The sequence below is a fragment of the Terrabacter sp. FW104-15G4B genome, from assembly GCF_058790095.1.
This window is the reverse complement of sequence record NZ_JBYTCI010000008.1, coordinates 133,870-153,898: the sequence shown is the minus strand read 5'-3', so window position 1 is coordinate 153,898 and position 20,029 is coordinate 133,870. Positions and strand designations below refer to the sequence as shown.

Here is a 20,029-nt window from a genome sequence, read left to right as displayed (position 1 = left end):
GAAGACGCTACGAGCATCCTTGTTGCGGAGGGGACCGTTCGCCATGACACGATGACGAGATGAGTGAAGAGCAGAAGACCTCTCCGAGCCGCAAGCGGCCGACGACCGACGAGTTCCGTGCCTTCGTCGCGAGCGGCTGGGCTCCTCGCAGCACCGAGGTGACCCCTCGGGCCGAGGTCGCCGACCATGCGGCCCGTCGCCGTGACACCGTCAGCGCCGCCTTCACCGGCCAGCGCCTCGTGATCCCGGCCGGCGGCCTCAAGGTGCGCAGCAACGACACCGACTACGTCTTCCGGCCGCACAGCGCCTTCGCGCACCTCACGGGGCTCGGCAGCGACCGCGAGCCGGACGCCGTGCTCGTCCTCGAGCCGCGCCGCGCTGAGGACGGCGACGCCGATGGGCACGAGGCCGTCCTCTACTTCCGCCCGCTCGCCGACCGCGACACCGAGGAGTTCTTCGGCGACTCGCGTTACGGCGAGTTCTGGGTCGGGGCGCGCCCGACCCTCGCCGACATCGAGTCGGAGCTCGGGCTGACCGCCCGCCACATCGACGAGTTCGCCGACGCGGTGGGCAAGGACGCCGGGCACGTCACGGTCCGCGTCGTGCGCGACGCCGACGGCGAGGTCACCGCGAGGGTCGACCGCGTGCGTGCCGCGGAGACGGAGCAGGACTCCGGGTCCGAGGCTCGGGCCGACGCCCAGCGCGAGGCCGACGAGCAGCTCGCCGCCTTCCTCTCGACACTGCGCTTCGTCAAGGACGAGTGGGAGGTCGAGCAGATGCGGGACGCGGTGGCCGGCACCCACAAGGGCTTCGACGCGGTCATCGCCGACCTGCCCGAGGCGGTTCGCCGCGGCCGCGGCGAGCGTTGGGTCGAGGGCGTCTTCGGCCTGAACGCGCGCCACCACGGCAACGGGGTCGGCTACGACTCGATCTGTGCGAGCGGCGACCACGCCAACACGCTGCACTGGATCAAGAACACCGGCGACATCCACGACGGTGACCTGCTGCTGCTCGACGCCGGCGTCGAGGTCGACTCCCTCTTCACCGCCGACATCACCCGCACGCTGCCGGTGAGCGGCACCTTCACCGACGCCCAGCGCCGGATCTACGACGCCGTGTACGCCGCCCAGGAGGCCGGTATCGCCGCCTGCCGCCCCGGCAACAAGTTCAGCGACGTCCACGCCGCCGCGATCCGCGTCATCGCCGAGCACCTGCACGAGTGGGGCCTGCTGCCGGAGGGCGTCGACGTCGAGGGCACCCTCGACCTCGAGCACGGGCAGTACCACCGCCGCTGGATGGTGCACGGGACGAGCCACCACCTCGGCATCGACGTGCACGACTGCGCCCTCGCCACCCGCGAGGAGTACTCCGACGCCGAGCTGAAGCCGGGCATGGTCATCACGGTCGAGCCGGGGCTCTACTTCAAGGCCGACGACGAGCTGGTGCCCGCAGAGCTGCGCGGCAACGGCGTCCGCATCGAGGACGACGTCCTGATCACCGAGGACGGCTGCGAGAACCTCTCGGCCGCGATGCCGCGCAGCAGCGCCGACGTCGAGCAGTGGATCGCCGACATCTGGGCAGCCCGCGCCTGACCCGTTCCCCCTCACCGAACGCGGCGTTCGGAGCGGGGGTGGTGGGCTCGAGCTGGCCGAGGATGGCGTCGAGGGCGACGGCTCCGTCGGCGGCGGCGTGGTACTCGGCGCCGACCCGGCGCACCGGCCAGTACGCCTCGGGCGCGAGGAGGATCGCCACCAGCGCGGGACCGAGCTCCATCGAGCCCTGCGAGAGGCGCAGCCCGACGGTGACGGCGACGATCGCGACCGAGATCGTCGCGAGCAGCTCGAGCGCGGCGGAGGAGAGGAACGCGATGCGCAGCGTCTCCATCGTCGCGCGCCGGTGCCGGTCGCTGACCTCGCGGACCGTCGTCACCTGGCGGCGCGCCCGACCGTAGGTGACGAGTGTCGGCAGGCCGCGGACGACGTCGAGGAAGTGGCCGGACAGGGCTGCCAGGGCGGCCCAACGGCGCTCGGTCGACTCCGCCGTCGCCCTGCCGATGAGCGCGGCAAAGACGGGCAGCAGCGGCAGGGTCAGCACGACGACGAGGGCGCTCGGCCAGTCGACGACGACGAGTGTCGCGACGGCGAGGGCCGGCACCACGGCGGCGGTGACGAGCGTGGGGAGGAAGCGGGCGGCATACGGCTCCACGGCCGCGGTGCCGGAGGTGGCAAGCGAGACGGCGGCGCCGGGCTCCAGCCGCGCGTCGGCGTCGACGCTCCCCCAGCGGTGCAGCAGGGCCGCGCGCAGTGCCGACGAGACGGAGACGCCGGCCCAGGCGGCCACCCGCTCGGTCATCGAGGCGAGCAGCGCGCGCACCGCGAAGAGCGCCAGCAGCCACGTCAGGGCAGGGCTCAGGTCGGCGCCGTCGACGACCGCCACGACGACCCCCGACAGGGCGAAGGCCGTGGCGATCGTGGCGAGACCGCTCGCGATGCCGGTGGCGGCGAGGACGGCGACGGGCCTCCGGGCGGCTGGGACCGCCCGGAGCAGTCGCGGGTCGAAGGGCTTCACCGCGTCCGGCTCTCTTCGTCAGTCGCTACGGGTGCGGGGCGCATCACTGAGCGACGGTCTCGAGGGGTGCCTCGGGCTCGGGCACGTCCGCCGGGATGTGCTCGGTGGTCAGGCGCTTGCGGAAGACCCAGTACGTCCAGCCCTGGTAGAGCAGCACGATCGGCGTGAAGACCAGCGCCACGATCGTCATGACCTTGAGGGTGTAGGGCGTGCTGGACGCGTTGGCGATCGTCAGGTTCCAGGCCGGGTTGGTCGAGCTGGGCATGACGTTCGGGAAGAGGACGAGGAAGTAGGTCGCGACGGCCATGGCGATGGTGACCGCGGTGCCGAGAAAGGCCCAGCCCTCTCGGCCGGCGCGGTTGGCGGCGAGCCCGCCCAAGAGCGCGGCCGCAGCGACGACGGTCGTGATCCACGAGGCGAGCTTGCCGTCGGTCAGGCCGATCCAGAGGAGCAGGGCGACCGCGAGCACGGCCGCGACGACGCCCACCCGCTCGGCGACCTGGCGTGCCTCGTGACGGATCTTCCCGTCAGTCTTCAGCGCCACGAAGATCGCGCCGTGCGTGAGGAAGAGCGCCACGAAGACGAGGCCACCGAGCAGGCCGGCCGGGTTGAGCAGCGTGAAGAGGTTGCCGGTGTACTCCTTGGCCGCGTCGATGGGCACGCCGCGCACGATGTTGGTCAGGGCGACGCCCCACAGGAGTGCAGGCACCAGCGAGCCCCAGAAGATGGCCAGGTCCCAACGGGCCTTCCACTCGGCCTGGGGGCGCTTGTGCCGGTACTCGAAGCCGAGGTTGCGCACGATGAGGGCCACCAGGATGAGCAGCAGCGGCAGGTAGAAGCCGCTGAACAGCGTTGCGTACCAGTGCGGGAAGGCCGCGAAGGTGGCCCCGCCCGCGGTGATCACCCACACCTCGTTGCCGTCCCAGACCGGGCCGATCGTGTTGAGCAGGACGCGGCGGCGCTTCTCACCGTCAGTGGGGTCGGATGCGTAGCGCGTGCCGCCGAGGACCGGCAGCAGCATGCCGACCCCGAAGTCGAAGCCCTCGAGGACGAAGTATCCCGTCCAGAGAACGCCGAGGAGGATGAACCAGAAGGTGGCGAGATCCATTGCAGCGCAACCCTTCTCAGTAGGCGAAGACGAGGGGTGCGTCCTCGTCCCGGTCGGCGGGGTCCTGCGGCTGCTCGAAGGGGTCGGCCCCCTTGCGGACGTAGTGCAGGAAGAGCTTGACCTCGACGACGGCGAGGGCCCCGTAGAGGAGCGTGAAGACCACCATCGAGGTGATGACCTCACCCATCGAGACGCTCGGCGAGACACCGTGGGCCGTCGTCATCAGCCCGAAGACGATCCACGGCTGGCGCCCGACCTCGGTGAAGATCCAGCCGAAGCTGTTGGCGAGGACCGGGAGGAGCGGAGCGGCCACGGCGGCATACGCCAACCACCTCGCTGTCGGGGTGCGGTCCTTGCGGGTCAGCCAGAGGACGGCGATCGCGATGAGAGACACGGCGATCCCGAGCCCGATCATGAGACGGAACGTCCAGTACGTGGTCGGGATGTTGGGGACGTAGGCGCTTGCGAGGTCGGCGACGCGGGGGTTGCCGCTCGCGCCGTACGTCTGGGCGTACTGCGCCTTGAGGTCGTTGATGCCCTTGACGGCGCCGTCGGCGTTCCCGGTGGCGAGGAAGCTGAGCAGGCCGGGGATCTCGATCAGCGCGTTGGCGTGCGAGCCGTCGAGCGAGCCGACCGTCAGCACCGAGAAGGGTGCTCCCTGGCCCGCCGGCACGGACTCGTAGAGCGCCTCGGCGGCGGCCATCTTCATCGGCTGCACCTCGGTCATGATCTTGCCCTGCACGTCGCCCGTCACGGTGACGCCGATGGCGGCGACGAGCGTGAGGACGGCGCCGATGCGGGTGGCCGTCCGGTACATCGGGGCGTCGGTCCGGGTCGCGTCCTGCGCGTCGTCGACGGCCCGCTTGACCTCGCGGCGCATGAGCCAGAGCGAGACGCCCATGACGACTCCGGCACCGGCCATGTAGGCCGCGGCGATGACGTGCGGGAACGTGACGAGCTGCACCTTGTTGGTGAGCACCGCGACGAAGTCGGTGAGCTCCGCGCGTCCGCTGACCGGGTTGAACCGGTAGCCGACCGGGTGCTGCATGAAGGAGTTCGCGGCGAGGATGAAGTACGCCGACAGCACCGTGCCGATGTGGACGAGCCACATCGTGGCTGCGTGCAGCTTCTCCGGGAGGCGGCCCCAGCCGAAGATCCACAGGCCGAGGAAGGTCGACTCGAGGAAGAAGGCGAGCAGCGCCTCGACGGCCAGCGGGGCCCCGAAGATGTCACCGACGAAGCGCGAGTAGTCGCTCCAGTTCATCCCGAACTGGAACTCCTGAACGATCCCCGTCACGAGCCCGAGCGCGAAGTTGATGAGGAAGAGCCGGCCGAAGAACTTCGCCAGCCTCATCCACTGCGGGTTGTGCGTGCGCACCCAGGCGGTCTGGAAGACGGCCACGATGAGGGACATGCCGATCGTGATCGGCACGAAGAGGAAGTGGTAGACGGTGGTGATGGCGAACTGCCACCTGGCCAGGTCCGTTGCATCCATGGGGGCTCCACGAGGTCGCGTCAGAACTACATGACGTAGTAGATGCTAGACCGTGGACTCGCGAGTCCGGTGCGGATGTCGAGCGTTGAACGCGTGACGCCGCTCACGGACGGGGGCGTTGACACCGCGTTGCGTCGCTGCCTTACTTCCCGGGTGACCCATCTCGACGTCGTCGTCGACGCCAACGCTTCGGAGGCGCCCTTCGAGCAGGTGCGCGCCCAGGTTGAGGCGCGCATCCGCAGCGGCGCCCTCGCACCAGGCGATCGCCTGCCGACCGTCCGGGCGCTCGCGGCCGACCTCGGCCTCGCGGCCAACACGGTGGCGCGGGCCTACAAGGAGCTCGAAGCCGCGGGCCTGGTCGAGACACGCAGTCGCGCCGGCACGGTCGTCGCGTCCGGGGAGCATGCGGCCGAGGCTGCGCTCGGCGTGCTGGCGGCGCGGTACGTCGCTGCGGCCCGTGCGGCGGGCGTCGCGGACGCCGCCGCGGTGGAGATCGTCCGGCGGGCCCAGCGAGGCTGAGCCGTTCCCCTGGTGTCGGACCGCGGGCGTATGCCGTGTGCTCGCGTCAAGCGTGCCGGGCCGGCTTCGTGCCGAGCCGGTTCGGCTCGGCGATGGGGGCCGGGCGGGTCGGCGCCACCGGCGGGTGCAGCGGGTGCAGCGGGTGCAGGATGCGCGCGACCGAGCTGCGGCGCGAGCGGTCTCGACGGGGCTGACGGGGGCTCGGGGCCGGCTGCGCGAACTGGTGCGGCCAGGCGCCGGCGATGCGCGCGACGTGCAGGGGGATGCCCATGACGATGCTCCTGGTGTGGTTGATCCGCTGTGGGTGGGTGCGGTCGGTCGCTCCCACGCATCAGAGCGAGCCGTCACCCCGCTGATACCTCGTGGTGATCGTCGATGAGTCCGGTGTGAGATGACGACCGCGACTTGCCTTGCGAGCGACCCTTGAGTGGCGACATGAACCACCCGGCTCGAGTGGTGGTCGTCATCTGGGACGGGGCAGCGTCCGCAAAGCGTCACTCGACGAGGTCGATGTCCCAACGCTCGTCGTCTCGCAGGCTGGGGGTCGTCCACGCGAAGTCGGGCCGCCAGCGTGTCCACTCGTCGACGAAGGGCCACTCACGGCGCTCGAACGACGCCCGCCCGTGCTCGCCGTTGTGACGGATCGCGCGGGCCTGCTCGGCGGTCGCGCGGCCCTGCTCGACGGCGGCCTCCAGCTCGTCGGCGTCCTTGACGTTGACCGTGCCGTCGGCCTCGATCCACAGGTCGAGCACGTGGTCACCGGTGAAGGTGTCGTGCCCGGAGCGGCGGTGCGCCGTCTCGAGGTTGACGTACCAGCCGGCGAATTCCCAGGCGCCGTGGGCCCTCGGGTCCGCCGGGTCGAGGTCGTCCGGGACGTCCCAGAAGAGCCAGACCGACCACGGGCACTCGGCGGGGGCGATCCGGAGAATGCCGGCGCCGCGCCACAGCGACCGCGCCTGCACGCGCTGCGCGTCCCGGAGGAACCGCTCGCCCATGGGCACGTCGCGCAGGTCCGAGCCGTCGGCATACCTCTTCGTCAGCTGCACCGTGCCCGGTGCGAGCCAGGCCACGAGGCCGCGATCGTCGTCGCGGACCACCCGCATGGGCGAGGCGGTCTCGGGCCGCCCCGGCCGCCAGCCGTGGTCGCGGTAGCGCCACATGACGACGTCGCCGGGGTCGAGGAAGGGTGGCACACCGAGGGCGCGGGCGCCCGGGGGTACCGGCACGGCATACGGCGCGAGGATGGGACCGGAAGCGGGCAGCACGGCGTCGGTCACGCGACCACCCTACGAGCGGCTGCCAGATCGTCTGGACACCTGGGGCGCTCAGCCGGTGGGCGTGAGTCGGGCGACGGCGATCGTGCGCCCAGACTTCGTCTCGTAGTCGGCGAAGAAGGGGAAGGTCGCGACGATGACGTCCTTCCACGCGGCATCACGCTCTGTCCCCTTCAGCACCTCGACGTCGACCGGGTGGGTGACGCTGCCGACCGCGATGGTGGCCCTCGGCGCCCGTCGCAGGTTGCGGATCCACTGCGGGTCGTCCGGGGAGCCGTTGGCGGAGGCGGCGAGGTAGTAGGCGCCGTCGCGAACGACATAGCCGACCGGCACCGTGTGCGGGACCCCGGACTTGCGCCCCGGCACGGTGAGCAGCAGGACCGGGGTGCCTCCCTTCCCCTTGCCGCCGACCCTGCCGCCGGTGCGGCGGTAGAGCCAGACCGCGGCTGCGTTGGCGCCCCGCCAGAGGCGCGCCTTCATGGTGCTCATCGTCGACCTCGCTCATTCCCCGGATCCGCGAAGCTCCGGTCTTTCCGAGTCAAGCACCCCGCGAGCGCGAATGGACGCCGAACGGCGCAATCGGCGCACATGGGGCGGCACGGTGCCGCGTGTCAGGTCGTGCGACGCTCGTCGACGATCCGCCGGGCCTTGCCGATGGACCGCTCGATCGACCCCGGCTCGCGCACCTCGACGCGGCACGTCGTGCCGATGTGGGTCTTGATGGAGTGCTCCAGCGTGCGGGCGATCGACTCGGCGGCGCCGGGCTCGAGGGACGCCAGCGGCTCGACGAGGACGGTGAGCTCGACCATCCGGCCGGGCTGGGTCAGCACGCACTGGAAGTACGGCGACAGCCGTGGCTCCGCGAGCACGTGCTCCTCGATCTGGGTGGGGAAGACATTGACGCCGCGGATGATCATCATGTCGTCGGTGCGCCCCGTGACCTTCTCGATCCGGCGCATCGACGGAACAGCAGTGCCTGGCAGCAGACGAGTGAGATCCCTTGTGCGGTAACGGATCACCGGCATCGCCTCTTTCGTCAGCGAGGTGAGGACGAGCTCCCCGACCTCACCGTCGGGCAGGACCTCCTCGGTGACGGGGTCGATGACCTCGGGGTAGAAGTGGTCCTCCCAGAGGTGCAGCCCGTCCTTGGTCGCCGCGGCCTCCTGCGCGACGCCGGGCCCCATCACCTCCGACAGGCCGTAGATGTCGACGGCGTCCATGCCGGTGCGCCGCTCGATCTCCTGGCGCATCGACTCGGTCCACGGCTCGGCCCCGAAGATCCCCACCTTCAGGCTCGTGGTGGCCGGGTCGATGCCCTCGCGCTCCATCTGGTCGAGCAGGCTCAGGAAGTAGCTCGGCGTCACCATGATGACGCGTGGCTGGAAGTCGCGGATGAGCTGCACCTGGCGCTCGGTCATGCCGCCGCTCACCGGCACCACGGTCGCGCCGAGCCGCTCGACGCCGTAGTGGGCGCCGAGCCCGCCGGTGAAGAGGCCATAGCCATAGGCGACATGGATGACGTCGCCGGGACGGCCACCAGCCAGCCGGATCGAGCGGGCCATCAGGTCGGCCCACGTGCCGATGTCGGCCTTCGTGTAGCCCACCACGGTGGGACGCCCGGTGGTCCCCGAGCTGGCGTGCACGCGTACGACCTGCTCGCGCGGGACGGCGAACATCCCGAAGGGATAGTTGGCCCGCAGGTCCGACTTGGTGGTGAACGGCATACGGCTGAGGTCGTCGAGCGAGCGCACGTCGTCAGGGTGGAACCCTCTGGCGTCAAAGGCTTCTCGGTAGTGCGGGACGTTGTCGTATGCCGTCCGCACCGTCCGGTGCAGATGCTCGAGCTGCCGGGCGCGCAGCTCGTCGACCCCCAGGGTCGGGATCTCGTCGTCGGGCAGCGCCGGTCGACTCGCAGGTGACTCCGTCGTCATGGCCCCATTCTGCCCACCCGACCGCCACCCGTCCGCCGGGGTCAGGTCCCGAGGGACTCGGCGTCGGCCGCGGCCTCATCGTCCTCGGTGCGCATCCGCTTGAGGAACGACCTCGTCCGCTCGTGCTGCGGGTTGCTGATGACCTCCTTCGGCTTGCCCTCCTCGACGACCACCCCGCCGTCCATGAAGACGACGTGGTCCGCGACGTCGCGGGCGAAGCCCATCTCGTGCGTCACAACGATCATCGTCATTCCCTGGTCGGCCAGCTCCCGCATGACGCGCAGCACCTCGCCGACGAGCTCGGGGTCGAGGGCCGACGTCGGCTCGTCGAAGAGCATCAGCTTCGGATCCATGGCCAGGGCTCGCGCGATGGCGACGCGCTGCTGCTGGCCACCGGAGAGCTGCGCGGGGTAGGCGCTCGGCTTGTCGCCGAGGCCGACCTGCTCGAGCAGCTCGAGCGCGCGCGCCCGAGCCTGCTTCTTGCCGACGCCCTTGACCTGGACGGGCGCCTCCATGACGTTATCGAGCGCCGTCATGTGCGGGAAGAGGTTGAAGCGCTGGAACACCATGCCGATCTCCCGGCGCTGCGTGGCGACCTGCTTGTCGGTGAGGTGGTGCAGGTGCTCGCCGTCCTCGCGGAAGCCGACGAGGTCGCCGTCGACCCAGATCCGGCCGCCGTCGATGGCCTCGAGCTGGTTGATGCAGCGCAGGAACGTCGTCTTGCCCGAGCCGGAGGGCCCGAGCAGGCAGACGACCTCGCCGCGGTGCACATCGAGGTCGATGCCCTTGAGCACCTCGACGCCGTGGAAGCTCTTCATCACGTTCACCGCGTGGACGAGCGGCCGGTCCTCACCCGTGCGGGACCGCTCGTGCGGCTGGGGTTGTGGCTGCGACTGCGGCTGCGGCGTGGTGGTGGTCTCCGACATCAGGCGCCTCCTGCTCCGGCGGGCCGTGCGGCCCGCTTGTTCGGGGCACCCGTGCCGAAGCCGCGGCCGAAGCGCCTCTCGAGGAAGTACTGCCCGACCATCAGGACCGAGCCGACGAGGAGGTACCACGCGGTGACGGCGACGAAGGCCGGCATGATCAGCAGCGTCCGGTTGCCGATGGCGCTGGTCTGGTAGAAGAGCTCGGTGATCACGGGGATCGCCGACAGCAGCGAGGTGTCCTTGACCATGGCGATGGTCTCGTTGCCCGTCGGGGGCACGATCACCCGCATCGCCTGCGGCAGCACGACCCGGCGCATGGCCTGGCCGCGGTTCATGCCCAGAGCCGCTGCGGCTTCGGCCTGGCCCTTGTCCACCGACAGGATGCCCGCGCGGGCGATCTCGGCCATGTAGGCAGCCTCCGACAGACCGAGGCCGATGATGCCGGCGAGCAGCGTGCTCGAGAACTGGTTGACGTTGAGGGTGAAGAACGTGAAGTTGCTCGACAGGCCCATGAACGACGCGATCTGCTGGCCGAACGGCACGCCGAAGTCGACCTTGCTGTAGAGGAAGCCGATTCCGCTGCCGATCATCGCCAGCAGCACGAGTCGCGGGATGCCGCGGAAGAACCACGTGTAGACGAACGAGACGCCGCGCAGCACCGGGTTCTCCGACAGGCGGAGCACGGCGATGATGACGCCGCCGACGATGCCGATCGCCATCGCCCCGATCGTGCCGATGATCGTGCCCTTCCAGAGCCCCTCGAGCACCGGGGTCTGCTGCATGATCTCGAGCGCCTTGGAGAAGTCCCAGCGCGGGTTGGTCACGAACGAGCTGATCATCATCCCGATGAGCAGGAGGATCACGGCCAGGGCGACCCACCGGCCGGGGTGGCGCACCGGCCGGGCATGGATGACGCCCGGCCGTTCTGCGACGGCAGGCGGCCGGTCGGTCGTCGTGCTGCTCACCGGGTGGCTCACGGGTTGACGGCGAAGTTGTCGATCCCGCCGGCCTCGACGTTGTACTTCTTCAGGGCCGCCTCATAGCTGCCGTCGGCCTTGGCGGCCTTCAGTGCGTCGACGAGGAGGTTGGCGAAGTCGGTCTGGTCCTTGGGCACGACGTAGCCGTAGGGAGCCGAGTCGTAGATCTTGCCGAGCGCCTCGAGCGTGCCGGTCTGCTTGATGGCGTAGAGCCCGATGGGAGAGTCGGCGAGCATCGCGACGGTCTTGCCGCTGGCGACGTCGGCGGTGACCTGGTCCTGACCGGTCTGGATGACCTGCGTGATGGCCGGCTTGCCGGCGTCGGTGCACTTCTTGCTGCGCGCCGCGAGGTCCTCGGCCTGCACGGTGCCCTTCTGCGCGCCGATGCTCTTGCCGCAGGCGTCGTCCATGTTGACGTTCTCGGGGTTGCCCTTGGCGACGACCCACTGCGTGCCGGCGCTGTAGTAGCTCACCATGTTGACCTCCTTCTTGCGGTCGGGGTTGATGGTGAAGCTCGAGACGCCCATGTCGTACTTCCCGCCCGTCACGCCCAGGATGATCGTGCCGAAGCCGGCCGGGACGTACTCGGTCTTGAGGCCGAGCTTGGCGGCCACCGTGTCGAAGAGGGCGACGTCCCACCCCTCGACCGTCTTGCCGTCCGTCGCGAGCATCTCGTTGGGCGCGTAGGTGGGATCGGTGCCGACGACGATCTTGCCGGCGGACTTGAGCTTGGCCGGAACCTTGGCGGCGAGGGCCTGGTCGACGCCGCCGCCTGCCGCGCTCGCCGACCCCGCAGGGGTACCGCCCGCGGCGGGCGAACCCGACAGCGAGTTCGAGCCGCAGGCGGAGAGCGTGAGGCCGGCGGCCACGAGACCGGTGACGGCGATGAGGGACATGCGACGCATCAGGAGGGTCCTTCCGGGCGAACAGGTCGAACGAGTCGATCAGACGCGACGGTATGCCGGCTGACTCGTCGATCCTTCCACCTTTCCGTGCGCGTTCGCACAGATGCAGCCGAACCGTTAGCCAGCGCACAGAAGGCGCCCCGGGCAGACCCGCCCGGAGCGCCTCCAACCGCTCAACTGCGCGTGTATGCCGTGTCCCCGGCTAGCGCTTGAAGCGCACCACCGAGCCGGGGGAGCCCGTTTCGAGGTCGGCAAGCTGTCCTACGTAGAGGTACCCGCCGTGGACCTCGACAGCGAGCGGTCGGTCGAAGGAGACCGTCGTAGACCTGGTGCCGTTCCTCAGCTGTGTGACCCTGTTGCCGAACAACTCAGTGGCGTACAGGGTTCCGTCCGGCGCGACGGCGACGTTCGTGGCTCCGAGCAGGCCTCCCAGCTCCTGCTTCATGGCGTGTGTCGTCGCGTTGATGCCGTAGACCTTTCCTCGCGCCCCGAGCGCCGGGCTCTCCGGGCCTCCCGGCAGGATCGACACGTGGAGCGCCCCGTGCTGGTCCACCTCGACGTCGGTCGGGACCGGCTCGAAGGCGTACGTGACCCCGGCGAGGCAGTCGAAGGCGCCAGCGGGGGCGCCGGCCTCCTTCGCGATGCTGTCGGCCATGGCCTTGGTCAGCGTCACCGGCTGCGGCGGCAGGACCGCGACGGTTGACACGTGACCGGCCCGGTCCACCTTGACCACGGCGTTCATGCCGGCGTCGGCGACGTACCAGCCCGAGGGGCTCCAGGCGACCGAGTAGGGGTGCGAGTCGATAGCGCCGGTGTATGTCGCGGCCCCACCCGTCAGCTGACCGAGAATCTGCTCGGCGCAGGGGTTCCCGCCCGCCACGATGCCGTAGGTGTTGACGCTGTCCGGGTTGTGGCTCGCCTCGTAGCCGACGAGGTTTCCGAACACGTCTGGCTTCCCGGCGGCGTGGATGGTGAGACCGCCCACGGTGTGCTTGTCGTTGCTCCATGCGTACGCGTACGACTTCCCGTCCGGGGAGAAGTCGACGCCGGCGAGTCCGGGGGCCTGCGCCAGAGGCTTCTCCGACCCCACCTGTGTGAGCGTGCCGGGGAATCCGTCGGCGACGTAGACCTTCTGCTGGTTGACCGCGAGGTTGAACGGCCCCATCTGGGAGTCTGACAGGACCTTGTGCCAGTTCTTGCTGTCCGCCGACGCCTGTGGCGCGCCGACCGCGGCGACGATGCCCAGAGCGACGGCGCATGCGGCCGTCGCGGCAAACCTGGGACGTGTCAGTGTGGTGCTGCTCCTTCGGGTGCCCTGTGGCATGTGTGTTCCCTTTCGATGTCCAGGGAGGGGCCCGCCCCGAGACCGCGCCGCCCCCAGCGGCGTCCTCGACGTCGTGCCATCGACGGTAGGAGAGGACCGGCTGGGTTGTCCGCGAAACGGGCTCGGTTAACGCGTTCGCCGCCCACTCCGGTACGCTTTGTCCAGTGGCCCGCCCAGTTCTGCCTCGGGCCGCTTCTTCTTGGCCTGGCGGAGTGTCGCCGGCCCCGTCGATTCGCTCTTGCGCCGCGACCCCTCACCGATGAGGCCCGTCGCGCCGGGCAGAACGACCGTATCCACTTTTTGGAGTAACCACCTGTGTCCACTGACACGACCTTTTCCGCTCTCGGCGTCCCGTCGCACCTCGTCACCGTTCTCGACGACCTCGGCATCACCGTCCCGACCCCGATCCAGGCAGCGACCCTGCCCGACTCGCTCGCGGGGCGCGACGTGCTCGGCCGCGGCCGCACCGGCTCCGGCAAGACGTACGCCTTCCTGCTCCCACTGCTGACGCGACTCTCGCAGTCCGGGCAGCGCCGTCAGGCGCGCCGCCCGCGCGCCCTGATCCTCGCCCCGACGCGTGAGCTCGTCGCCCAGATCGACTCGGCCATGGCGCCCCTCGCCAAGGCCCTCGGCCTCACGTCGCAGACGATCTTCGGCGGCGTCGGGCAGAACCCCCAGGTCCAGGGCCTGCGCAGCGGCGTCGACGTCGTCGTCGCCTGCCCCGGCCGCCTCGAGGACCTCATGCAGCAGGGTCACGTCATCCTCGACAGCATCGAGATCACGATCCTCGACGAGGCCGACCACATGGCCGACCTCGGCTTCCTCCCAGGGGTGCGACGGATCATGGACAAGACGCCCCGTGACGGCCAGCGCCTGCTCTTCTCGGCCACGCTGGATGGCGCCATCAACGTCCTCGTCAAGCGCTTCCTCACCAATCCCGTGACGCACGAAGCCGATTCGGCGCAGTCGCCGGTCTCGACGATGAGCCACCACGTGCTCCACGTCGACAACGGCTCCCACCTGCCGGTGCTCCTGGACCTGACGGCCGCCCCCGGGCGCACCGTCGTCTTCACGCGTACGAAGCACCGCGCCAAGAAGCTCGCCAAGCAGCTCAACGCCTCGGGAGTTCCGGCCGTCGAGCTGCACGGCAACCTCAGCCAGGGTGCCCGCACGCGCAACATGGACGACTTCCACTCGGGCCGCGCGCAGACGCTCGTCGCCACCGACATCGCCGCCCGCGGCATCCACGTCGACGACGTCGCGCTCGTCATCCACGCCGACCCGCCGGTCGAGCACAAGGCGTACCTGCACCGCTCGGGCCGCACGGCGCGCGCCGGCAACGACGGCACCGTCGTCACGATGATGCTCGACGACCAGGTGCGCGACGTACGCGACCTGACGCGCAAGGCCGGCATCAAGCCGACCACGACGCGCGTCCAGCTCGGTCACCCGCTCCTGACGGAGCTCGCCCCCGGCGAGCGGTCGTATGCCGGTGGCCTCGTCCGCGAGGCCGCTCCGTCCGGCTCGGGTGACGGCTCCAGCCGTGGCAGCGGTCGTGCGCGCAGCCGTGCTGGCAACGGCGGTGGTCGCGGTGCGGGCTCTGCTCGTCCGGCTGCCGATGCCGGCCGTTCCGGCGGCCGCAGCTCGGGTCGCGGCGGTGCTGGTGCGGGTCGTGGCCGCGCGGCCCAGGGCGGCGAGGGCCAGACCGGCGGTCGTCGCTCCGGTGGCGCCGGGAGCGCCGGCGGTTCGGGCCGTCGCGGCGGCTCCTCGACCGTGTACTCGACGAGCAGCGGCGGCAGCGCCGCGGCGTTCTCCGCCGGCACCCGTGCCGGTGGCCGCCGCTCCCGCTGACCCTCTCCTCTCGTCCCTTCTTAGACCGTCCTTGAACCGTCGAGAGGCCACAAACCGGGCGCACGCTCCCCGGTTTGTGGCCCTTCGACGTCAGGGGCGCCCGGTTCGTGGCCTCTCGACGTGTGTGCGGGCCGCGGTTTGTGGCCCTTCGACGGTGGAGTTGGGGTGGCGGGCAGCGAGGTCAGGGGCGGGTGAGGGTGCGGCTGCGGCCGCGGAACTCGGCGATGACCTGACCGTCCGACTCCCGCGTGACCGTCACGTCGGTGATGCCGCTGCGTCCGAACGCCGACCGCACCTGGCCCTCGGCGACGAGCACGTCCCCGAGCCGTCCCGGCGCGGTGAAGGAGATGTCGGCCCCGGCCGCCACCGTGAGGCGCCCCCGCGAGTTGCAGGCGAGCGCGAAGCACGAGTCGGCCAGGGTGAAGATGAAGCCGCCGTGGCAGATGGCGTGGCCGTTGACCATGTCGTCGCGGATCGCCATCCGCACGACGGCTCGGTCCTGCTCCACGACGAGCGCTTCCATCCCGAGGCGCCGGGACGCCTCGTCGTCGGCCCACATCTGCCGGGCGAAGGCGATCCCCGCCGCCTGCTCGTTCGAGGTGTTCGAGTCATCCGCGTGGCTCTCGTGATCACCTCGAACGGACGGGCCGTCCGCCTGGTTCACGCCAGCGTCCCGTCGGTCAGGGCCGGGCTCGGCCGGTAGCGACCGCCCGGATAGGCCTCGTCGAGCTCGGCGAGCTGCCGTGCGACGACGTCGAAGCCGATCTCGCGCCCCCACTCGATGGGCCCCTTGGGGTAGCGGGTGCCGAGCCGCATCGCCGTGTCGACGTCGTCCGGGCTCGCCTCCCCGCGCGCAACGAGGTCGACGGCCTCGTTGACGAGCATGGCGAGGGTCCGCGCGAGCGGGTCCGTCGCGACCGGCCCGCCGACGAGGCGCTCGGCCAGCTGGAGGTCCGGCTCGGGCCGCTCGAGCGAGCCGTCCGCGGCATACGCGTAGACGCCCCGGCCTGCTTTGCGCCCGAGCCGCCCGGCCTCGACAAGAGCGCGCTGGAATTCCGTTGGGGCATAACGCTGGTCGTGACCCGTCTGCTCCCACACCGACGTGCCGACGGCGAGGTTGACGTCCTGCCCGATGAAGTCGGTGAGCTCGAGCGGGCCCATCGGGAAGCCGCCGCGCTCGCGCAGGATCCAGTCGACGGTAGACGGGTCCGCCACGCCGCTCCCGACGATCCGCTGCGCCTCGCCGTAGAAGGGGCGGGCGACCCGGTTGACGATGAAGCCCGGCGTGGAGCTGCACCGCACCGGCGTCTTGCCCCAGGCTGCCACGAGGGCGGCGGCGTGCTCGACGAAGGCCGGGGCCGTCCGCTCGCCGTGCACGACCTCGACGAGCTCCATGACGGGCGGGGGGTTGAAGAAGTGCAGGCCCAGCACGCGCTCCGGGTCGGCCACGTCCGCGGCGATGTCGTCGATGCCGATGCTGGACGTGTTGGTGGCGAGCACCGTCGTCGACGGCTGGCGCTCGGCGAGGTCGGCGAAGATGCGGCGCTTGAGCGCGAGGTCCTCCGGCACGGCCTCGATGACGAGTCCGCAGCTGGGCAGCTCGTCGAGCGACTCCGCGGCCCCGATGCGACCGAGCGCCGCAGCGGCCTCGTCGGCCGTGAGCCGGCCCCTGTCGACGAGCCGTGAGAGGGCTGCGCCGACCTTCTCGACCGCCCGACCGGCAGCCCCGGGGACGGCGTCGACGAGTGTGACCTCGTGCCCCGCTGCGGCCGCGACCTGCGCGATCCCGGCTCCCATCGCGCCTGCCCCGACCACCCCGACGGGGCCGAAGGGCGACGCGCCCCCCGCCTCCGGGTCGGTGCCGCCGTCGGGGCTGCTCGGCTGGTCGGGCTCGGTGACGTCCGTGTCCATGCCCGCCATCCTGCCCGGTCGCCCGCCACACGTCCGCGGGGGAGCCGCCGGAGCGCGTGTCACGGCATACGACCGCCGCGACCGCCGGGTCTAGCATCGACGCGTGACTGCACCGGCAACGACGCCCACCCACCCCCTGCTCGACGCGCACGCGGGAGTCCTCGACGAGATCCGTCAGGCCCTGACGAGCCGCTCCTGGTACTCCCGGTACCCCGAGTCGCCGAGCCCGCGCGTCTACGGCGAGACCGCCGCCGCCGAAGGGCTGAGTGCCCACGAGGCCCACCTGGACAGGGCGTATCCCGCCCTCTCCGGCCAGCCGAGCGACGGCACCTTCGTGGGCAGCGAGGTCTCGCCCTACGGGCCGAGGCTCGGCGTGACGTACCCGGCGCTCGACATCGACGCGGGGCTCGCGGACGCGCGTGCCGCCATGCCGGCCTGGCGAGACGCCGGCCCCCAGGTTCGGGCGGCGGTGTGCGTCGAGATCGTCGACCGCATCAACCGGCGCAGCTTCGAGCTGGCCAACGCCGTCATGCACACCTCGGGCCAGCCCTTCGTCATGTCGTTCCAGGCCGGCGGGCCGCACGCCCAGGACCGCGCCCTCGAGGCCATCGCGGCCGGGCTGGTCGAGCAGGAGCGCGTGCCGGCGTCGGTGGTCTGGGAGAAGCCGGGCCGCGACCGCGAGGGCAACCCGGCCCCGACCCGGATGCAGAAGGACTACCGACTCGTGCCGCGCGGGGTCGCGCTCGTCATCGGCTGCAACACCTTCCCGACGTGGAACGCCTATCCCGGCATCTTCGCCTCCCTCGTCACCGGCAACGCCGTGGTCGTCAAGCCGCACCCGCGCGCCGTGCTGCCGCTCGCGATCTCCGTCGAGGTGGCTCGCGAGGTGCTGGCCGAGGCGGGCTTCCACCCGGCGCTCGTCCAGCTCGCGGCCGAGGCCGACGGGCAGGGACTGGCTAGGACGCTCGCCGAGCGTGACGAGATCGCGATCATCGACTACACCGGCGGGCCGTCCTTCGGCGCGTGGCTGGAGCAGTCGGCGGCCGCCCACGGCAAGCTCGTCTACACCGAGAAGGCCGGCCTCAACTCGATCGTCGTCGACTCGACCGACAACCTGCGGGGGATGCTCGGCAACCTCGCCTTCAGCCTGACGCTCTACTCGGGCCAGATGTGCACCGCGCCGCAGAACGTGTACGTCCCCGCGACCGGGATCGACACCGACGAGGGGCACCTCTCCTTCGACGACTTCGGCGACCGGCTCGGGGGAGCCGTCGGGCGGCTCACCGGGGACGACGCCAAGGCCGTCGAGCTGCTCGGCGCGACCGTCAATGACCAGGTGCGGTCCAACGCCGAGTCGCTCACCTCGATCGCCGAGGAGGCCGACGGGCGGGTCGTCCTCGACTCGCGGCGGGTCACGCACCCGGCGTGGGCGGACGCCGTGGTGCGCGCCCCCGGCCTCGTCGCCGTGGACGTCGCCCGCGAGGACGTCTACGGCCAGGAGTGCTTCGGCCCGGTCGGCTTCCTCATCCGAACGGCCTCCACGGAGCAGTCGCTCGCGCAGCTCGCCAGCACCGTTCGTGAGTACGGCGCCATGACGGCGGCCGTCTACTCGACGAGCGACGCGGTGCTCGAGGCGGCGCGGGACGCGGCCGCCGAGGGCGGCGTCGCGCTGTCCGAGAACCTCACGGGCCAGATCTTCGTCAACCAGACCGCGGCCTTCTCCGACTTCCACGGCACCGGCGCCAACCCGGCCGCCAACGCGGCCTACACCGACGCGGCGTTCGTCGCGAACCGGTTCAGGGTCATCACCTCGCGTCGCCACGTCTGAGGCTCGGGTGGTCCTCGCTCCTGCCTCGCTCGACCGAGCCACCTTGCAGCGCAAGGTGGTCCGGACGCTCATCGGGTCACAAGTACTCAGCGGGGTCGGCATGGCGTCGGGGATCGCCGTCGGGGCGCTGCTCGCCGAGGACCTCAGCGGCACGGAGGCACTGGCCGGCGTCGGCACCACCGCGCAGGTGCTGGGCACGGCGCTGCTGACGATCCCGGTTGCCCGCGCGACGGCCCGGCGCGGGCGACGCATGGGGCTGCGTCTCGGCCTCACGCTCGCCTTCGTCGGTGCCGCCGTGGTGGTGGTCGCGGCCGTCGTCCGGTCCTTCCCGCTCCTGGTCGTGGGCATGTTCCTCTTCGGCGGTGGCACCACCGCCAACAACCAGACGAGGTATGCCGCAGCCGACCTCGCCGCCCCTGCTCACCGCGGACGGGACCTGTCGATCGTCGTCTGGGCCACGACGATCGGGTCCGTCGTCGGGCCCAACCTCGTCGGTCCCGGCACAGCGGTCGCGCGCGCCCTCGGACTGCCCGTGCTGGTGGGAACCTTCATGTTCTCCCTCGTCGGCTTCGCGCTGGCGTGGCTCGTCATAGACCGCCTGCTGCGACCGGACCCCTTGCTGACCGCCAGGCAGCTCGACGCCGCTGACCGGGAAGCCGACCGTGGTGCGGCTGGCTCCCGGACGGCGGCCGACGGACTGCCGGGGACCGGCGCAGTGGCCGAGCCCGCCTCCGGCGGTGTCGTGGATGCACCGAACCACGACGGCTCGATGCGCCGCGGCCTGGCGGTGGTGCGCGCGAACCCGCGTGCCCTGCAGGCGATGCTCGTGATGGCGCTCGGTCATCTCGTCATGGTCAGCGTCATGGTGATGACGCCGATCCACATGAAGCACGGCCACGCCGAGCTCGAGGTCATCGGCTTCGTCATCTCCGTGCACATCCTCGGCATGTTCGCGCTGTCGCCGCTGGTCGGCGCTGCCGTCGACCGCTGGGGAGCCACGCCTGTCGCCTCGGCAGGCGGGGTCGTGCTCACCGTCGCCTCGCTGCTCGCGTCCCGTTCGCAGGCCGGCTGGTCAGGGCTGTTGCTCGTCGCGCTCTTCCTGCTCGGCGTGGGCTGGTCGTGCACCCTCGTGTCCGGGTCGACGCTGCTGACCTCCGTCGTCACGACCGACGAACGGCCCGCGACGCAGGGCCTCGCCGACGTGCTCATGGGTCTGGCGGGGGCGGCCGGCGGAGTGGCGGCAGGCGTCGTGGTGGGCTCGCTCGGCTACTCGGCGCTGGCCTCCGGGTCGGCCGTCGTCGGTGTCGTCATCCTCGTCGTCGGTGCTGCCCGGGTGAGGCGCGCGACGGCCGTCGTGGGCTGAGCCGCTGCCTCGAACGCTCGGCGGGGCGGCCCGGATCTGCGCTGTCGGC

Annotated in this window: 18 protein-coding genes; 5 read left to right on the top strand and 13 right to left on the bottom strand. The window is 71.1% G+C overall.

Annotation, left to right across the window (positions count from 1 at the left end; translation table 11 throughout):
• Window positions 1-59 precede the first annotated feature (59 nt).
• Window positions 60-1,592: an aminopeptidase P family protein gene (locus AC3WRT_RS09110; RefSeq protein ID WP_492721153.1), complete on the top strand. Its 1,533-nt coding sequence runs from the start codon at window positions 60-62 to the stop codon at window positions 1,590-1,592.
• Here the strand turns inward: AC3WRT_RS09110 and AC3WRT_RS09105 are convergent.
• The 3 genes from AC3WRT_RS09105 to AC3WRT_RS09095 are packed head-to-tail and all read right to left on the bottom strand — an operon-like array spanning window position 1,495 to window position 5,171.
• Window positions 1,495-2,568: an ABC transporter transmembrane domain-containing protein gene (locus AC3WRT_RS09105; protein WP_492721152.1), complete on the bottom strand. Its 1,074-nt coding sequence runs from the start codon at window positions 2,566-2,568 to the stop codon at window positions 1,495-1,497. The genes AC3WRT_RS09110 and AC3WRT_RS09105 overlap by 98 nt on opposite strands.
• A gap of 43 nt (window positions 2,569-2,611) precedes the next feature.
• Complete coding sequence (cydB, locus tag AC3WRT_RS09100) at window positions 2,612-3,676, bottom strand: cytochrome d ubiquinol oxidase subunit II (protein ID WP_492721151.1); 1,065 nt, start codon at window positions 3,674-3,676, stop codon at window positions 2,612-2,614.
• A 16-nt stretch (window positions 3,677-3,692) separates the two neighbouring features.
• Window positions 3,693-5,171, bottom strand: a complete 1,479-nt coding sequence (locus AC3WRT_RS09095; RefSeq protein WP_492721150.1) for a cytochrome ubiquinol oxidase subunit I — start codon at window positions 5,169-5,171, stop codon at window positions 3,693-3,695.
• Window positions 5,172-5,324: 153 nt separating this feature from the next.
• Between AC3WRT_RS09095 and AC3WRT_RS09090 the strand changes: the two genes are divergently transcribed.
• Window positions 5,325-5,690, top strand: a complete 366-nt coding sequence (locus AC3WRT_RS09090; RefSeq protein ID WP_492721149.1) for a GntR family transcriptional regulator — start codon at window positions 5,325-5,327, stop codon at window positions 5,688-5,690.
• A gap of 46 nt (window positions 5,691-5,736) precedes the next feature.
• Here the strand turns inward: AC3WRT_RS09090 and AC3WRT_RS09085 are convergent, their stop codons facing one another.
• From AC3WRT_RS09085 to AC3WRT_RS09050, 8 genes are all read right to left on the bottom strand, one after another.
• Complete coding sequence (locus tag AC3WRT_RS09085; protein WP_492721148.1) at window positions 5,737-6,018, bottom strand: hypothetical protein; 282 nt, start codon at window positions 6,016-6,018, stop codon at window positions 5,737-5,739.
• A 166-nt stretch (window positions 6,019-6,184) separates the two neighbouring features.
• Window positions 6,185-6,967: a DUF402 domain-containing protein gene (locus tag AC3WRT_RS09080; protein ID WP_492721147.1), complete on the bottom strand. Its 783-nt coding sequence runs from the start codon at window positions 6,965-6,967 to the stop codon at window positions 6,185-6,187.
• A 48-nt stretch (window positions 6,968-7,015) separates the two neighbouring features.
• On the bottom strand, window positions 7,016-7,453 hold the full coding sequence (locus tag AC3WRT_RS09075) for a nitroreductase/quinone reductase family protein (protein ID WP_492721146.1): 438 nt from the start codon (window positions 7,451-7,453) through the stop codon (window positions 7,016-7,018).
• Window positions 7,454-7,575: 122 nt separating this feature from the next.
• Window positions 7,576-8,895 carry a phenylacetate--CoA ligase PaaK gene (gene paaK / locus AC3WRT_RS09070; RefSeq protein ID WP_492721145.1) on the bottom strand — a complete coding sequence of 440 codons (1,320 nt, stop codon included), beginning with the start codon at window positions 8,893-8,895 and terminating at the stop codon, window positions 7,576-7,578.
• Between the two features lie 41 nt (window positions 8,896-8,936).
• Window positions 8,937-9,821 (bottom strand): amino acid ABC transporter ATP-binding protein, encoded by an 885-nt coding sequence (locus AC3WRT_RS09065; protein WP_492721144.1) that lies wholly within the window; start codon window positions 9,819-9,821, stop codon window positions 8,937-8,939.
• Window positions 9,821-10,798, bottom strand: coding sequence for an amino acid ABC transporter permease (locus tag AC3WRT_RS09060; protein WP_492721143.1), 978 nt, complete (start codon window positions 10,796-10,798; stop codon window positions 9,821-9,823). The genes AC3WRT_RS09065 and AC3WRT_RS09060 overlap by 1 nt, the downstream gene beginning before the upstream one ends.
• The gene (locus tag AC3WRT_RS09055) at window positions 10,795-11,703 is read right to left on the bottom strand and encodes an ABC transporter substrate-binding protein (protein WP_492721142.1); all 909 of its coding nucleotides are present in this window, start codon (window positions 11,701-11,703) and stop codon (window positions 10,795-10,797) included. Before AC3WRT_RS09055 ends, AC3WRT_RS09060 begins: the two co-directional genes overlap by 4 nt.
• 202 nt (window positions 11,704-11,905) lie before the next feature.
• Window positions 11,906-13,027, bottom strand: coding sequence for a ScyD/ScyE family protein (locus tag AC3WRT_RS09050; protein ID WP_492721141.1), 1,122 nt, complete (start codon window positions 13,025-13,027; stop codon window positions 11,906-11,908).
• Between the two features lie 315 nt (window positions 13,028-13,342).
• On the opposite strand from AC3WRT_RS09050, the gene AC3WRT_RS09045 reads away from it, so the two are divergent.
• Window positions 13,343-14,878, top strand: coding sequence for a DEAD/DEAH box helicase (locus AC3WRT_RS09045; RefSeq protein WP_492721140.1), 1,536 nt, complete (start codon window positions 13,343-13,345; stop codon window positions 14,876-14,878).
• Window positions 14,879-15,059: 181 nt separating this feature from the next.
• Here the strand turns inward: AC3WRT_RS09045 and paaI are convergent, their stop codons facing one another.
• On the bottom strand, window positions 15,060-15,542 hold the full coding sequence (gene paaI, locus AC3WRT_RS09040; RefSeq protein ID WP_492721139.1) for a hydroxyphenylacetyl-CoA thioesterase PaaI: 483 nt from the start codon (window positions 15,540-15,542) through the stop codon (window positions 15,060-15,062).
• Window positions 15,539-16,789, bottom strand: a complete 1,251-nt coding sequence (locus AC3WRT_RS09035; RefSeq protein WP_492721138.1) for a 3-hydroxyacyl-CoA dehydrogenase NAD-binding domain-containing protein — start codon at window positions 16,787-16,789, stop codon at window positions 15,539-15,541. The genes paaI and AC3WRT_RS09035 overlap by 4 nt, the downstream gene beginning before the upstream one ends.
• A gap of 103 nt (window positions 16,790-16,892) precedes the next feature.
• Here AC3WRT_RS09035 and paaN point away from each other — a divergent pair, with 103 nt between their 5' ends.
• Both paaN and AC3WRT_RS09025 read left to right on the top strand, forming a co-directional pair.
• Window positions 16,893-18,617 (top strand): phenylacetic acid degradation protein PaaN, encoded by a 1,725-nt coding sequence (paaN, locus tag AC3WRT_RS09030; protein ID WP_492721137.1) that lies wholly within the window; start codon window positions 16,893-16,895, stop codon window positions 18,615-18,617.
• A gap of 7 nt (window positions 18,618-18,624) precedes the next feature.
• Window positions 18,625-19,980 (top strand): MFS transporter, encoded by a 1,356-nt coding sequence (locus AC3WRT_RS09025; RefSeq protein WP_492721136.1) that lies wholly within the window; start codon window positions 18,625-18,627, stop codon window positions 19,978-19,980.
• The last annotated feature ends 49 nt before the right edge of the window (window positions 19,981-20,029 follow it).

What these genes read in the sequence shown, in the direction of transcription:
- AC3WRT_RS09035 (WP_492721138.1), bottom strand. Translation starts at nt 16,789, where the DNA reads ATGGACACGGACGTCACCGAGCCCGACCAGCCGAGCAGCCCCGACGGC.
- AC3WRT_RS09075 (WP_492721146.1), bottom strand. Translation starts at nt 7,453, where the DNA reads ATGAGCACCATGAAGGCGCGCCTCTGGCGGGGCGCCAACGCAGCCGCG.
- AC3WRT_RS09055 (WP_492721142.1), bottom strand. Translation starts at nt 11,703, where the DNA reads ATGCGTCGCATGTCCCTCATCGCCGTCACCGGTCTCGTGGCCGCCGGC.
- AC3WRT_RS09050 (WP_492721141.1), bottom strand. Translation starts at nt 13,027, where the DNA reads ATGCCACAGGGCACCCGAAGGAGCAGCACCACACTGACACGTCCCAGG.
- cydB (WP_492721151.1), bottom strand. Translation starts at nt 3,676, where the DNA reads ATGGATCTCGCCACCTTCTGGTTCATCCTCCTCGGCGTTCTCTGGACG.
- AC3WRT_RS09110 (WP_492721153.1), top strand. Translation starts at nt 60, where the DNA reads ATGAGTGAAGAGCAGAAGACCTCTCCGAGCCGCAAGCGGCCGACGACC.
- paaK (WP_492721145.1), bottom strand. Translation starts at nt 8,895, where the DNA reads ATGACGACGGAGTCACCTGCGAGTCGACCGGCGCTGCCCGACGACGAG.
- AC3WRT_RS09065 (WP_492721144.1), bottom strand. Translation starts at nt 9,821, where the DNA reads ATGTCGGAGACCACCACCACGCCGCAGCCGCAGTCGCAGCCACAACCC.
- AC3WRT_RS09095 (WP_492721150.1), bottom strand. Translation starts at nt 5,171, where the DNA reads ATGGATGCAACGGACCTGGCCAGGTGGCAGTTCGCCATCACCACCGTC.